The 13,283-nt window shown below is 46.3% G+C and carries 15 protein-coding genes; 5 read left to right on the forward strand and 10 right to left on the reverse strand.

Going from position 1 to position 13,283, the window contains the following annotated elements; all coding sequences use genetic code 11:
• Position 1 precedes the first annotated feature (1 nt).
• Positions 2-1,198: a CvpA family protein gene (locus AC2CG4_RS10155; protein WP_484486145.1), complete on the forward strand. Its 1,197-nt coding sequence runs from the start codon at positions 2-4 to the stop codon at positions 1,196-1,198.
• Position 1,199: 1 nt separating this feature from the next.
• Here AC2CG4_RS10155 and lpxL read toward each other — a convergent pair whose 3' ends face one another.
• The 4 genes from lpxL to AC2CG4_RS10175 form a co-directional block, all read right to left on the reverse strand.
• Entirely contained in the window at positions 1,200-2,117 is a 918-nt protein-coding gene (gene lpxL / locus AC2CG4_RS10160) for an LpxL/LpxP family Kdo(2)-lipid IV(A) lauroyl/palmitoleoyl acyltransferase (protein WP_484486146.1), read from the reverse strand.
• A gap of 143 nt (positions 2,118-2,260) precedes the next feature.
• Positions 2,261-3,028: a DUF481 domain-containing protein gene (locus AC2CG4_RS10165; protein WP_062057436.1), complete on the reverse strand. Its 768-nt coding sequence runs from the start codon at positions 3,026-3,028 to the stop codon at positions 2,261-2,263.
• A 114-nt stretch (positions 3,029-3,142) separates the two neighbouring features.
• On the reverse strand, positions 3,143-3,367 hold the full coding sequence (locus tag AC2CG4_RS10170) for a DUF2789 domain-containing protein (RefSeq protein WP_484486147.1): 225 nt from the start codon (positions 3,365-3,367) through the stop codon (positions 3,143-3,145).
• 123 nt (positions 3,368-3,490) lie between these two features.
• On the reverse strand, positions 3,491-4,384 hold the full coding sequence (locus tag AC2CG4_RS10175; protein ID WP_484486148.1) for an acyltransferase: 894 nt from the start codon (positions 4,382-4,384) through the stop codon (positions 3,491-3,493).
• A gap of 135 nt (positions 4,385-4,519) precedes the next feature.
• Here AC2CG4_RS10175 and lepB point away from each other — a divergent pair, with 135 nt between their 5' ends.
• Positions 4,520-5,161, forward strand: coding sequence for a signal peptidase I (gene lepB, locus AC2CG4_RS10180; protein WP_484486149.1), 642 nt, complete (start codon positions 4,520-4,522; stop codon positions 5,159-5,161).
• A gap of 45 nt (positions 5,162-5,206) precedes the next feature.
• Here the strand turns inward: lepB and AC2CG4_RS10185 are convergent, their stop codons facing one another.
• On the reverse strand, positions 5,207-5,737 hold the full coding sequence (locus tag AC2CG4_RS10185; RefSeq protein ID WP_484486150.1) for a 5' nucleotidase, NT5C type: 531 nt from the start codon (positions 5,735-5,737) through the stop codon (positions 5,207-5,209).
• Positions 5,738-5,832: 95 nt separating this feature from the next.
• The gene (gene fabV / locus AC2CG4_RS10190; protein ID WP_484486151.1) at positions 5,833-7,008 is read right to left on the reverse strand and encodes an enoyl-ACP reductase FabV; all 1,176 of its coding nucleotides are present in this window, start codon (positions 7,006-7,008) and stop codon (positions 5,833-5,835) included.
• 189 nt (positions 7,009-7,197) lie between these two features.
• Here fabV and AC2CG4_RS10195 point away from each other — a divergent pair, with 189 nt between their 5' ends.
• The 3 genes from AC2CG4_RS10195 (at position 7,198) to mgrA (ending at position 9,287) form a co-directional block, all read left to right on the forward strand.
• Positions 7,198-7,602 (forward strand): MAPEG family protein, encoded by a 405-nt coding sequence (locus AC2CG4_RS10195; RefSeq protein WP_484486152.1) that lies wholly within the window; start codon positions 7,198-7,200, stop codon positions 7,600-7,602.
• Between the two features lie 102 nt (positions 7,603-7,704).
• Positions 7,705-8,124, forward strand: coding sequence for a hypothetical protein (locus AC2CG4_RS10200; RefSeq protein ID WP_484486153.1), 420 nt, complete (start codon positions 7,705-7,707; stop codon positions 8,122-8,124).
• Positions 8,125-8,273: 149 nt separating this feature from the next.
• Positions 8,274-9,287, forward strand: coding sequence for an L-glyceraldehyde 3-phosphate reductase (mgrA, locus tag AC2CG4_RS10205; protein WP_484486154.1), 1,014 nt, complete (start codon positions 8,274-8,276; stop codon positions 9,285-9,287).
• Between the two features lie 56 nt (positions 9,288-9,343).
• On the opposite strand, the gene AC2CG4_RS10210 is transcribed toward mgrA, so the two are convergent.
• The 4 genes from AC2CG4_RS10210 to creC form a co-directional block, all read right to left on the reverse strand.
• The gene (locus AC2CG4_RS10210) at positions 9,344-9,541 is read right to left on the reverse strand and encodes a hypothetical protein (protein ID WP_484486155.1); all 198 of its coding nucleotides are present in this window, start codon (positions 9,539-9,541) and stop codon (positions 9,344-9,346) included.
• 7 nt (positions 9,542-9,548) lie between these two features.
• Positions 9,549-10,910: a cell envelope integrity protein CreD gene (gene creD, locus AC2CG4_RS10215; protein ID WP_484486156.1), complete on the reverse strand. Its 1,362-nt coding sequence runs from the start codon at positions 10,908-10,910 to the stop codon at positions 9,549-9,551.
• 163 nt (positions 10,911-11,073) lie between these two features.
• Positions 11,074-11,691 (reverse strand): hypothetical protein, encoded by a 618-nt coding sequence (locus AC2CG4_RS10220; protein ID WP_484486157.1) that lies wholly within the window; start codon positions 11,689-11,691, stop codon positions 11,074-11,076.
• 144 nt (positions 11,692-11,835) lie between these two features.
• Positions 11,836-13,281 carry a two-component system sensor histidine kinase CreC gene (gene creC / locus AC2CG4_RS10225; RefSeq protein WP_484486158.1) on the reverse strand — a complete coding sequence of 482 codons (1,446 nt, stop codon included), beginning with the start codon at positions 13,279-13,281 and terminating at the stop codon, positions 11,836-11,838.
• Positions 13,282-13,283: the final 2 nt, after the last annotated feature.

Raw genomic sequence — 13,283 nt, forward strand, 5'->3', positions numbered from 1 at the left:
TATGCACCTGACAACGATCATCTTTTTTGCACTGCTCGCGTTTTTTACCTGGCGCGGCTATCAGAAAGGTTTTATCGGTTCCATCACCCGCATACTCGGCTGGATTGTGGCCTACCCAGCGGCGATTGTATTTACCAAACCGCTGGCAAAATTGATTATGCAAAACACCTCGCTAGAGGGTTTGATTGTGTATTTTATTGCGGGTAGCAGCATTTTTTTGCTGGTGAGCTTTTTAGTCAGCGTACTGCTCAATCAGTTGGCCAAACTAATACCCGATACAGATGCAACGCAAACCGGATCTAAAATCGGCGGTGCAGGTGTGGGGGTATTAATGGGGGCGATGATGGGTTTGCTCGTAGTCTACGGACTTGGACTGGTGATAACACCCAAGGCTCAACCACAGCTACAGGCGAACAACGCACCTACACTGGATAGTTCAACAGTGCAAAATAATACTGAGCACGCACCCGCAAGCGGAGTACCTCATATACGAGACCTTACCAAAACAAATGATTCATTTATTGAAGCCAGTGCCAAGAAATTAATCGGCACTGCCGCCGCCACGGCGGTGGATTTAGCACTGGATGATAAGACCACTACACAAATAACCAGAGCGTTTGTGGAGAATCCGCAAACCATGCTCACCCATGTGCAACAAGTGGCAAATGATGGACAGATGAAAAACTTGATGGCCGATGAGAAAATCCAATCCATTCTCACCACCGGTGATACCCACGCACTGATGCGCGATCCCGCCTTTAAGGAACTGATGAATAACCCCAGTGTGCAGGCGCTTATGTCACAATCCGATGTGACCAGCGAACACGGCGCGCAAGCAGCGGCTGAAAAAATGGTACAAGCATGGAGCCGCGTACAAACAATCAAACACGACCCACGTGTAATTGCGATTCTTAACGACCCGGAATTTCAGCAGCAATTAAATTCATCGAATAAACTACCGCTGATGATGAATCCAAAACTCAATCAGTTAACGGAAATTATTTTTAGCAGCGAGACCACACCTGCTAATGGTATGGGAACTTATCGTGTACAGAATATTAACGAAGTGTCTAGCAATACTGCGCAAGTGCCAACGGGCTCTGCCGCTGTAGATGAAAAACCGGCGACAACTATTTACCGCTGGACGGATGAAAACGGGCAAGTCCACTATTCCGACAAACCCGTGCAAAAGAAATAACTTAATACACCGGAGGCTCGCCTTGCGGGCGAGTTCTGAAACGCGGTTGCGCCCAAAAGTATTGCCCTGGGCACTTTGCAATTTCCTGCTCCATAAATTCGTTCACGCGGCGTGCATCCACAATATCATCACCGGTTGGATAATTTTCAAACGGCGGGTGAATCGTAACGGCATAACCACTGCCATCATCCAAACGGCGCTGGGTAAAAGGAATTATTTTCGCGCGCCCCATACGCGCAAACTGGCCAGTCGCGGTGACCGTTGCAGTTGGCACACCAAAAAACGGCACAAACACCGACATTTTTTCACCTAAATCGCGATCGGGCGCGTACCAAATCATGCGGCCTTTACGCAATTGGCTGACCATCGCGCGCACATTGTCGCGGCTAAATGCCATGCCACCTTTGCAATAAGCTTCGCGGCGCGATTGCTGCAAATAATCATAAACAGCATTGGCATGGGGGCGATACATACCATCGTAATTCAAATACTGCCCCAGCATGGCACTGCCAATATCCAAGGTAGTGAAATGCAAACTCAGCAGCAGTGCACCCTGCCCTTCAGCCTGCGCCTGTTCGATATACTCAAGGCCAGTAATGGTAAATAACTTGCGTAAGCGCGACTTTGGCCAGAACCAGGCTATGCCTGTTTCAAACGCTGCCATCGCAGTGGAAAACAAAGTTTCTTTTAGCAGTTTTTCGCGTTCAGCATCACTCATATGAGGAAAACACAAACGCAAATTAGTCTGCGCTTGATGTAAACGTTTTTTGTTTTTGCGCAACAATGGGCTGAGGCCACGCGCCATCGCCAACTGCCAGCGATAGGGAAGTTGGGCGATTAAAAACCAAAGACCAACACCCAGCCAAGTCAACCAATGTTTGGGGGCTAATAGCGTCCGCGAAAAATGAGATGATGCCATAGGGATTTAAAACACAAAGGGCAGATAATGACTGCGATTGAAAAACTGGGCGAATTATAACGGCTCGCAAACAAAGCACCTAACCAGAAATTCACCTAGGTACTTTTTCAGTCAGGTGCTTTGCGCGAGATTAAACAATCAATTTAAAAGCTGTAAACCAAATTAATGAACGTAGTCGTGTCGGTCTTTTCTTTACCCGGCGCTACGTCGGTATCGTTGGCAATGGCAATACCCACTTTCATTTTCATACTGCCATTGATGGATGTTGCCAGTGAGGTTTCACTTTGGGTACGGGTATTATCCGCGCCCGATTCCACACTAATCACTTGTTTAAATTCTGCATTCTTGGTTATTTTCCATTCCAACGCTGTGGCTGCACGCAGCATTGCACCACTTTCATCGGTAATACTATCGGGGATGCTGGCATCGTCGCTCTCAATTACTTTTTCACCTTCAAAATAACCCGGACCCGCCTCAACAAACCAATTGAATGTAGGGCTGGAATAAAGCCAATCACCGTAACCCAGTGCGACAGTGGTGTAGGTGCGATAAGCACCAAATTTATCGTCAGTATAAGATCCAAAACCAAATACGTAGGATTTTTCCACACCTAACAAATAGGCAAATTTAGCCGAACCAAAATATTTCTCAGCGGTTTTTTCTTTGCTGGTTGTGTCGTCATCCTGTTCGACCTCATCCTCCTTGAAAAGCGAATTGAAGATGTATTGGTTTTCCCATTTCTCCAGATTTTGCTTGGCATCCACCTTAAATTGCAGGCTGGTTGAATCAGTATTGCCGGAAGTGGCGATTGCACCTACATCTACATCGACATCCCAAGGGCGCTTTTTTTCATCGGCAAGCGCAGTCGTGGTGAGTGCAGTCAGTGTGAGTACAATGGTCAATTTATGCATAGCTATATCCTGTTACCTCAAGTTAGGAAGGACGAACCATAACATAGAAAACATGACTGCCAAATGAAAACGACCGGCACATTGGCCGGTCGCTAGGCTTCAAACGGAATAAAGCTAGTCGCGCAATAAGCAATTAAGCTCATCGACCACTTCCGCCCAGTCCGAGTGACTCTGACGCGCCTCACGCAAAAACTCCGCTTGTTCTGCAGTCCAAAAAGGCGCGCTGGCCAGTGGTTCAGCCTGCGGCAGAGGGTTATGTTTGGCGATAAAAGCCTCGATTTCGGCGGGAGTATTGGGCAACCCCAATTTGGCAAAAAGATCATTTAGCGTGTAGAACATGTAGCCCTCCAGTCGGTTTTTACGGACTTACCTGATCATTTACGAATTTATGTGATCATTTAAATTTGCCGGTTTCGACAGATTTCGCCGCTAGAATAGCCTCAACCGGCGCGACTACCTAGTTTAATTTTCCCTGCGGCTTGCCATCTGTTCGATGAGCGCATCTTTTTCCTGCCACAATTGATTCACCCACTGCTGAAAACCCGCGCGAAATTCAGCGTCTCCGGTGTAATCACCAATCAATTCTGTGGGGATAGGCAACTGACGAATGTGTATTTGAATGCGCTTCACACGGCCGCAGGCGTAATCCCAATAGGTTGGAATACCGTCAGGATAATAAATGGTTACATCCAGCAGGCGATGCAACTGCCCATTCATCGCCGCAAGCGTAAACGCCAAACCGCCCGCTTTGGGCATCAGCAAATGACGATAACTAGATTGTTGTTGCGCATATTTTTCTTTAGTAAAGCGCGTGCCTTCAAGGAAGTTAATGATTGTCACCGGGTTGTAGCGGAACTTTTCGCAGGCTTTGCGGGTTTGCGCTATGTCTTTCCCTTGCAGGGACGGGTCGCGTGCAATCTGCGCTTTGGTATGGCGCCGCATAAAGGGAAACTCCAACGCCCACCAGGCGAGGCCGAGCAGCGGCACCCAAATCAAAGATTGTTTCAAAAAGAATTTAAGATAGGGAATGCGCCCGTTAAAGATGCGCAGCAGCAAGAGAATATCCACCCAGGATTGATGATTAGCCACCATCATGTACCACTCCTGTCGGCTCAAATTGGTCAGCCCTTCAATCTCAATCTGCGTGGGCAATAACAACTTCTGATGCCCTGCGTTGGCATTCATCCACAGACTGGCCAATCCATCCAACCAGCGGTTACACAGCGCTTGCCAGCGCGCCAGTGGAATACCCACCTTCAGCAACGCTAACACCATTAAGGGAATAAACACCGCACTGGTGAAAACGATAAATAAACCCGTTGTGATAACACCCACTAGATGGCGAAAAATAGACATAAATAATAGCTGCTAAAAAGTAAATGTTTCATACATTGAACCGAGGGTAAAAAACCCGGTCAATACACACTCATACAGTTTTATTCATCCTTGGTGTTTGTTCAATCAACTCACTGTTGTTAAAGGAAATCAATCATGTTGAGCCAATGTAAATCCTGCTGGAAAGAAAATCGCTCATTCATCCTATTCTTGGCTCTGATGTTTTGCTTCCGCAGCGCCATCGCCGATTGGAATGATGTGCCGAGCGGCTCAATGAAACCCACCCTGATCGAAGGCGACCGGATTGGCCTGAATAAAATGGCCTATGATTTACGCATTCCCTTCACTCATATTTCACTTTATAAGATTGCCGACCCCGCACGCGGTGAGATTGCCGTATTCGATTCCAAAGTAGCGGATAAGCGTTTGGTTAAACGTGTGATTGGCGTACCGGGCGATACTATTGCCATGCGCGACAACCATTTAATTATCAACGGTAAAGCGCTTTCCTATACCGCAGCAACCAATGGCGATTGGCTGGAGCAACTACCGGAACAAACACATATTGTCCGCTTGGATCCTAATGCGCAGGGCTACGCCAATTTTGACCCAGTCATCGTGCCTGAGGGCCACTATTTAATGTTAGGAGACAACCGTGACAATAGTGCTGATTCACGCATGATTGGTTTTGTACCGCGCAGCGAGTTTGTCGGTCGCTCACGCAGCGTGGTAATGTCACTCGACTACGAGGATTATTTTTTACCGCGCAGCGAGCGTTTTTTTAAACCTTTGCAATAACCAATACTTGTGCGCGCTTATTTGCGAGAACAATGCCGCAAAAACTTATCGCAAAAAATAGGCGCGCACTTCTTGCCAATCATTGAGCCGCACTTCTGCCGCCTCTTCCATGTTATGCGGGGCAGAAAACAAAATCCCCTGCCCTACAAATCCATCAAAATGACGCGAGCTGTCATCAATTAAATAATCTGCTTGCACCAGATTTTTCTTTCCGCAAAAAATAAAATTCATCGGCGACAAAAACGGCAAGTATTTCACCAGCCACTCATATTTAGGTGCGAACGAAGTGGGATGCTCCATCGCTGCAGTGGCGATTACAATCCCATAGGATTCATGCAATTCACGAATCACCTCGATAGCATCGTCATAGGGTGGAATATCAGTAAAAAACGCGGGGATATCAGGGTATGCTCGCACGCGGGCAACATGTGCCTCGGGCACTTTGTGATAAATTTTAGTTCCGTATAAATCAGCTTTAGTTAAACGTTGCTGAAACTCCGTGTTGTACCAATCCAAGTGGCGAGCCATGGTATCGCAGATGGTTTCGTCCATATCTATCGCAATACGTTTGCGCATTTATGCTCCTATTTAAATACAGTTCTACACAATAATTATTTAACAATAACCGATAAAAAAATCCCCCGCCGAGGCGAGGGATTATTGCGACAGGCTTAGAAGTTCGTCTGCACCAGCGGGGTGGTTTCTGCGTCGTAATCGACACCGTTTAAGCCGAAACCAAACAAGCGCAAAAATTCCGCTTTGTAACCGGCAAAATCGGTCAACTCAAACAGATTTTCTTCGGTCACTTGTTCCCAAATTTCTTCCACTTTGGTTTGCACCGATGGGCTCAATTCCAGTTCATCGACGCGGTAGCGGTTGGCATCGTCCAAACGAGGGGTATCTGAATACAGACACTCTTTAAACAAGCGTTGAATCTGTTCGATGCAACCTTCATGGGTGCCCTGCTCTTTCATCACCTTAAACAGGATCGCCAAATACAACGGCATTACCGGAATGGCCGAGCTAGCTTGGGTTACTACCGCTTTTAATACCGCAACACGGGCGTTGCCGCCGTGTTTTGCACTCAAGGTTTTCGCGGCGCGATCCAAATCTTCTTTGGCTTTACCGATAGTTGCTTTGCCGTAGATCGGCCAAGTCAACTTGTCGCCGAGGTAGGTGTAAGCCACGGTTTGGAAGTTGTCGGCAAGCAGATCGGCGCCTTTCAAAGCATCGATCCACATTTCCCAATCTTCACCGCCCATCACTTTAACTGTGTTGGCGATCTCTTCATCCGACGCTGGCTCGATGGTGACATCGGCAATTTTCAGAGTATCGGTATTGAGGTTTTTAGACACGTACTGCTTGCCGATTGGCTTGAGTACAGAGTTGTACACTTCACCGGTTTTAGGATCAGTGCGGCGCGGTGATGCCAGGCTGTAAATCACCAAATCGACTTTGCCGATGGAGTTTTTCAACTCGGTGATAACTTGCTCTTTCAGCGCGTCAGAAAACGCATCGCCATTGATAGTCTGGGCATACAGGCCTTCTGCTTTGGCCGCATCGTGGAACGCCGAGGTATTGTAGTAACCGGCAGTCGCCGTTTTAGTCTCACTTGGCTCTTTTTCAAAGCAAACACCCAGCGTATCGGCTCCACCGCCAAACGCAGCGGTAATCCGTGAAGACAAACCAAAACCGGTAGAGCAGCCCAATACCAAGACTTTCTTGGGGGCATTGGCCACAGGACCTTTAGCTTTAGTGAAGGCGATTTGCTCTTGAACGTTAACTGCACAGCCTTGCGGGTGGGCGTTGGTACAAATAAAACCGCGAACTTTAGGCTTGATAATCATGGGTTTACCTTGTGATGGTGGGTAAGAAAGTGCTGTCTGTGACAGACCCGGCAAATAAAGGCGGCCATTATAGTGTCTGAATCCGCGAATGTCCCCTATGGCGATTAGATGGCATATGCAACTGCGGAATCACCCTGTTCTTGAGCTATAGTGAAACCCAACTGATAACACCTAATTAAGGATACTCCTATGCTCTACCCAATGTTTGCCATGGTCTTGGTGACCTGTGCGGTCGCTATTCATCTGTTTCGCTTACGGGTTAAAGCCGTTAAAGCCGGCGATATTCGGCTCAGCCAATTTCGCCTTAACAGCGGTGAAATGCCCGACGCCATCGCTCAAGCAGCACGCAATTACAGCAATTTGTTTGAAGTGCCGGTGCTGTTTTACGCTGCCGGCGCTACTGCCATTGCCCTCGGCATACAACCGCCAGCAATGATTATCACCGCGTGGATTTTTGTCTTGGCGCGTATCGCTCATAGCTGGATCCATCTGCACAGCAACAATGTTATCCATCGCCTGCGCGCTTATATGCTGGGCAATATTTGTATGCTGGTTATTTGGGGGATATTAGTCGCAAGTTACGCAACCCGTTAACACAGCGATGGCGCAAGAAGTTGCATTACATGCACTGGCGCACTGAACCATTCATACCAGCACGCTATGCTGATCCAGTTATCACCAACAGAGGTACCTATTATGAACAAACAAATTGCAAACCTATTGATGTGTGTCGTCGTGTTAACGCATATGCCAGCACAAGCGGACGACCTAGGCATCAACGTCGTTTTGGAAGGTGAGGTAGCACCCGGCGTCTATGGCAGGGTTGAATTAGGCAAAGATTCACATCCAGCCATTTACTATCCGCAACCTATGGTGATCGTGAAAAACTCTCGCTATTCCCAATACCAGCCCGTTTATTTGCATGTGCCGCCTGGCCATGCAAAAAATTGGGGTAAACATTGCCATAAATATCATGCATGCGAGCGACCAGTATATTTCGTAAAATCAATCGAATATGAAGAAAGCTATCAACGCGAACACCATCAAGATAACGATCATAAAAAATCCGATGGCAAAGGCAAAAAAGGAAACGGTAAAAAGCACGACAAACACTAAAACGAAAATCCCCGCCAGATAAATTGCCGGGGATTTTCGCGTTTAGGCAGCTACTTTTCTTTACACTCAGCCAGGCTTGTCTTTGAGTCTTTTCAGGTAAAATGCGCCCCTTCGGTAAGATCTACATTCACTACACTGCAGGATAAAAAATGATAACCCACGAACCCAATCCGCTTTATGTCGCCCATCCTGATCGCTACAAAACCATGAAATTCCAGCGCTGCGGAAAAAGTGGTCTGCGTTTATCGCGCCTGTCATTGGGCTTATGGCAAAACTTCGGTGCAGTTGATTCACAAGCCAATGCCCGAGCGATGCTGCGTCGCGCATTTGATTTGGGTATCACCCATTTTGATTTAGCCAATAATTACGGCCCCAATTTTGGCTCTGCGGAATCCACCTTCGGCAATATTTACAAACAGGATTTTGCTCACTACCGCGATGAATTAATTATCTCCAGCAAAGCTGGTTACGATATGTGGCCAGGCCCCTACGGCATTGGCGGCTCACGCAAATATTTAGTGAGCAGTTGCGACCAAAGTTTAAAACGCACCGGCCTCGATTATTTTGATATTTTTTATCACCACTGCATGGACCCGGAAACACCGCTGGAAGAAACCATGCAAGCACTGGATTTTATCGTTCGCTCCGGCCGCGCACTCTATGTGGGAATTTCCAATTATCAACCGGCACAAACACAAGAAGCGGTGCGCATTTTGCGCGAGCTGGGCACGCCATTATTAATTCACCAACCGCGTTACAACATGTTTGATCGCTGGATTGAAAAAGGCCTGACCGATGTATTAAAAACCGAAGGTGTAGGTTCCATTGTTTTCTCACCGCTAGCGCAAGGTGTACTGACGAATAAATATCTAAACGGTATTCCGGTAGATTCCCGCGCAGGACGCAGCGAACAAATCTACCTAGGCGATAAAGACATCACCCCGGAAAAGCTTAAAAAAGTGCAGGCGTTAAATGCGATTGCCGAATCACGCAATCAATCGCTGGCACAGATGGCAATTGCTTGGACGCTACGCAACCCGGTAGTCACCACCTGCCTGATCGGCGCCAGCCGCCCAGCGCAAATTGACGACTCGGTAGCAGCACTCAATAACCTTGAGTTCAGTGCGGATGAATTGGCAAAAATTGAAGGCATTTTGAAATAAAATGCTGAAAAAAGGGAGGCACTAACGTGCCCCCTTCCTAGATCAACCATTAACCATTAACCAATCAATTTGGCATACTTCTCTTTCAAATTTTGTTGCGGATAAATAATTGAATGAGCCTCAAGAGAACCGCACATAAAAACCCCTAGCAAAACAACAAGCCCACTTTTTTTATAATTCCACAACCAATAGAAAGCCAAAATTCCTACTGCACAAAGAATCATTAAAATCAGAATTGAAGCAAATGTGCTCATTACTGTTTCACTCCTTCACACAATCTGTTTTACCCGCCCCCAAGGCATACCAATCCACTTTGCGTGTGAGCATCATAAAGACACCGAGCAACACAAACAGTAACAGTGAACCCATCAGCAATGCGTAATCTTCCGCACTTAATAAGCCATACAGCAATGCATATAAGAAGCTAAGGCCGGCTGTAAAGCCAATACCACGCCCAATGCTTTGCAATACGTGCGACACATAAAAGCCAATCAACAACACGCAGGCAATTGCAGAAATTAGATAAGCCAAGGCAAAACCTATATGCTCGGCAAGCGACAACAACAATAAATAGAAAAATGCCAATGCCATACCCACCAGACCATATTGCACCGGGTGAACTTGCAACCGCTTCAACACCTCAAACAAAAAGAAACTAGCAAAGGTTAAGGCGATAAATAACAGCGCATATTTAATAGCACGATCACTTTTCACATACTGATTAACTGGATCAATTAACCCCACACCAAACTGACGCTCTTGGTATTGGTCGCATTGATTGCTACGCACACAAGTAAAAAAGTATTCAGAAAAATTAGTTGCGAAGTAGGATGTTTGCCAGCGAGCGGAAAAGCCGGCATCCGTCACACTGCGCTCTACGGGTAAAAAGTTGCCCATAAATCGTGGGTGAGGCCAATCAGAATGTAGCGCCACATGCGTTTCTTTTCCGATGGGAGAAAAATGCAATTGCTCCGTACCGTCCAACAACAATTTAAACGAAAAATTGAGTTTTTGCGGCTGATCACCCACCAGATTTAACACATTTAACGGAAACCCGGCATGTACACCATCGCCTAGAATTTTAAGTTCTGACCCTGGTTCAAACTCGTAAAATTGATTATTCAATTGCAGCTGCAACGAATTCTTGATGCCACGAATATCACTAACACCGACCGACACATAAGGCTTTAAGAATGTGTAATCGGCTAAATTTTGTTTAATACCGTAATTTACCGGCACGACAAAATTCCCATCTACCGTAGCATCTGCATGATAGAGACGCGCAGAATAGATACCCAACTTACGCAACTCAGTAGTTACCTCGCCATTGACACGAAAGAGATCCGGTAAAAAATGCAATTTTCCGGTGACTCTACGTTCTTCCATTACGCGTTCTTTTTGCTCGTTCACTGTCCAGGTGCGTTCAATTTTTGTATAAGGTACTACGAGTACAGGCCCAACCAACGTTTGACTGTGGCTCGAACTACTGGCGATATCGCGCACCACTTGCTCACTATAAGCACGGCGCTCATCAATTGAGTTGCCGATCATACCCAGCGGTATCAACAGCAATAAAATCAATGCGCCAATCGCAAGAAATTTAAATAGTAGAGGGCGTTTCATGGGTTTCTCCTGAAGGTTAACGTAGGAGAAATCATGCGCCCCAATGATGTGTGGCTTGTGTGTGAAATATGGAGTTTATGTGGAGTTTTGATGCAGCAATAGATACCCGCGTTCGCGGGCATGACCACAAAAGGTATGATTCAATACATTCCCAACTTAACTACTACTCAGACGAAACCCCCATTACATTGAAGACAAGTTGTTTTTTGTAGGGAAATACAGTGCGATATTTTTTAATTAATTCATCATTAAACTTTCGCAAACGTTTGGATATTAATACATTGCCTGAGGAAAAAGTGGAGGTGCATAGCTCGTTATCTTTTTGGCACAATGCCTCTGCTTGAATTGGCGAAGCAAAAAAATACTGCGCAAAATGTTTCTCAAATTTGTCCATATCCGCAGGTGTCAGTAGCAATTGTTCATCGTCAACCGCCGCATCGACCATCAGAAATGCTGAAGTAGAGCCAATAACAATAGGTGTACCATTTACCGTCACACTGGCCAAATCGATATTTAGCACGCGCTTGCGTTTAAAATAAGAAACCACAAATCGCCCCTCTGCTTGCCTATTTTGCTCCTGATACTTAAAGCTATGCCAACCCGTTTTGTTGGCACTGAAAATGTCCAGTCGCGCACCGCCAACTTCAGCGAGCCAACTGCCATCAAGTTGCTCTAGCGAGGACGGCGCATCCATCCCAGCCAGCGGTTTATCAAGTACATCTTTGCAGGCTAAGAGGGGGAATATCAACAGGACAGACACAACGAATTTTATGAAAGACATTATCAGTTTCACTCTTGTATTACAGAAGGGATTAATTCAAGCGATAGCTGAATCAGAAAGCGGAGCTTATTTTTTTGCGCAGAGTGAAGATGTAAATAATTGTACTCCCGCAAATACCGGAGAAAGTCTATATTGATGAGAGACTTACGCCTTGGGAAGATTCAAGAGCGCTGCAACACCTACAGGTGTATTAGATAATTGCAATTCAGCACGGTGCAATGCGGCCACTTCCTGAACAAAGTTTAACCCTAACCCCGTGCTTTTTTTACCACTGAACGGACGCGGCAAAGAGAAAAAACGCTCGGTTAAACGCGCAAATGCAAAATCGGGAATAGGTTCGCCTTGATTGGTTATTACCAATAGCAGACGATCATATTCTGTGCGGGTAGACAGGAAAATAACGCCGGCTTGCGGAGTAAAATCGAGTGCATTATCCAGCAGATTATTTATCGCTTGGCGCAACAAAAATAATTCCCCATTTACTTTCGCATCCCCCACGTATTCTTTCTTAATTTGTATCTCCTTTTGGGTGATACGCGCCATTTGGCTTGCGAGCAACTCATCCAACACAACATTAAGATCGACCGGTTTCGGATTGTGCAAGGTTTGCTGCTGCTCAACTAAGGCCAAGTTTAATAAACGCTCAATCAGCTGCTGTAAGCGCAGGCTTTCGCTGTCGATATTATTAATAAAGCGCTGCCGTTGCTCATTATGTTCTGGTGCATCTAGCAGCGGTGATTGCAACAATTCAGTGGCGGCACGAATACCCGCAAGCGGGCTTTTTAATTCATGGGCAAGTGTTTGCACATAGCGCTCAATATAGGCTTTACCATCTAATTCCGTACGCATAGATTCCAATGCTTGTGCAAGCTGACGCAACTCACCACTGGCGATTTTACTTTCGGGAATGATCGCGCGCTCTCCCTGGCTGACATTTACCGCATATTCACGCAGCTTGCGCAACTCACGGCTCAACCACCAGGAAAAAAACGCACCACTCAATAAACCCAATAATATTAAGCCGCCGCCTAATATGCTCAAACGCCGTTGGGTACGATCAATAAACGGCTGCACACTGCGATTAGGTTTGGCGACCGATACCACACCGATAATTTCATCGCCATTTTTTATCGGTGCTGCCACATACATAATACTGGAGCTTTCATCGCCCTCCATCTCGTGAGAGGAGCGTGCACCGTACTTCCCTTGTAGCGTCAAATGCACATCATTCCACTGCGAATAATTTTGCCCTACCGCAACATTTTTTGAGTCGAGTAATACAATACCGTGTTTATCAGTCACGTAAATACGGTGGTTTACTGCGAACTTATTCACACCCCAGATACTGGCATTAGGCGTGCGCTGACCATATGCGCGAAAGATATCGGCATAAAATTCGCTATTAATTTTTTTATTGAGCATGGGCTCGCGCAAAAACTCAGCGAGTAGATTAGCGGTATCGACTAATGTCTCTTCCGTTGATTGACGCACACCGGGGCGAATTTCTTCCATTACCGTGCGCAACACAAAATAACTGCAGAGTGCAACAAATAGCATGTAAATAATAAATATACGTAAGCTCAAAGACATTA

Source organism: Cellvibrio sp. ATLC23, from assembly GCF_057196725.1.

What these genes read in the sequence shown, in the direction of transcription:
- AC2CG4_RS10155 (WP_484486145.1), top strand. Translation starts at nt 2, where the DNA reads ATGCACCTGACAACGATCATCTTTTTTGCACTGCTCGCGTTTTTTACC.
- lpxL (WP_484486146.1), bottom strand. Translation starts at nt 2,117, where the DNA reads ATGGCATCATCTCATTTTTCGCGGACGCTATTAGCCCCCAAACATTGG.
- AC2CG4_RS10165 (WP_062057436.1), bottom strand. Translation starts at nt 3,028, where the DNA reads ATGCATAAATTGACCATTGTACTCACACTGACTGCACTCACCACGACT.
- AC2CG4_RS10170 (WP_484486147.1), bottom strand. Translation starts at nt 3,367, where the DNA reads ATGTTCTACACGCTAAATGATCTTTTTGCCAAATTGGGGTTGCCCAAT.
- AC2CG4_RS10175 (WP_484486148.1), bottom strand. Translation starts at nt 4,384, where the DNA reads ATGTCTATTTTTCGCCATCTAGTGGGTGTTATCACAACGGGTTTATTT.
- lepB (WP_484486149.1), top strand. Translation starts at nt 4,520, where the DNA reads ATGTTGAGCCAATGTAAATCCTGCTGGAAAGAAAATCGCTCATTCATC.
- AC2CG4_RS10185 (WP_484486150.1), bottom strand. Translation starts at nt 5,737, where the DNA reads ATGCGCAAACGTATTGCGATAGATATGGACGAAACCATCTGCGATACC.
- fabV (WP_484486151.1), bottom strand. Translation starts at nt 7,008, where the DNA reads ATGATTATCAAGCCTAAAGTTCGCGGTTTTATTTGTACCAACGCCCAC.
- AC2CG4_RS10195 (WP_484486152.1), top strand. Translation starts at nt 7,198, where the DNA reads ATGCTCTACCCAATGTTTGCCATGGTCTTGGTGACCTGTGCGGTCGCT.
- AC2CG4_RS10200 (WP_484486153.1), top strand. Translation starts at nt 7,705, where the DNA reads ATGAACAAACAAATTGCAAACCTATTGATGTGTGTCGTCGTGTTAACG.
- mgrA (WP_484486154.1), top strand. Translation starts at nt 8,274, where the DNA reads ATGATAACCCACGAACCCAATCCGCTTTATGTCGCCCATCCTGATCGC.
- AC2CG4_RS10210 (WP_484486155.1), bottom strand. Translation starts at nt 9,541, where the DNA reads ATGAGCACATTTGCTTCAATTCTGATTTTAATGATTCTTTGTGCAGTA.
- creD (WP_484486156.1), bottom strand. Translation starts at nt 10,910, where the DNA reads ATGAAACGCCCTCTACTATTTAAATTTCTTGCGATTGGCGCATTGATT.
- AC2CG4_RS10220 (WP_484486157.1), bottom strand. Translation starts at nt 11,691, where the DNA reads ATGTCTTTCATAAAATTCGTTGTGTCTGTCCTGTTGATATTCCCCCTC.
- creC (WP_484486158.1), bottom strand. Translation starts at nt 13,281, where the DNA reads ATGTCTTTGAGCTTACGTATATTTATTATTTACATGCTATTTGTTGCA.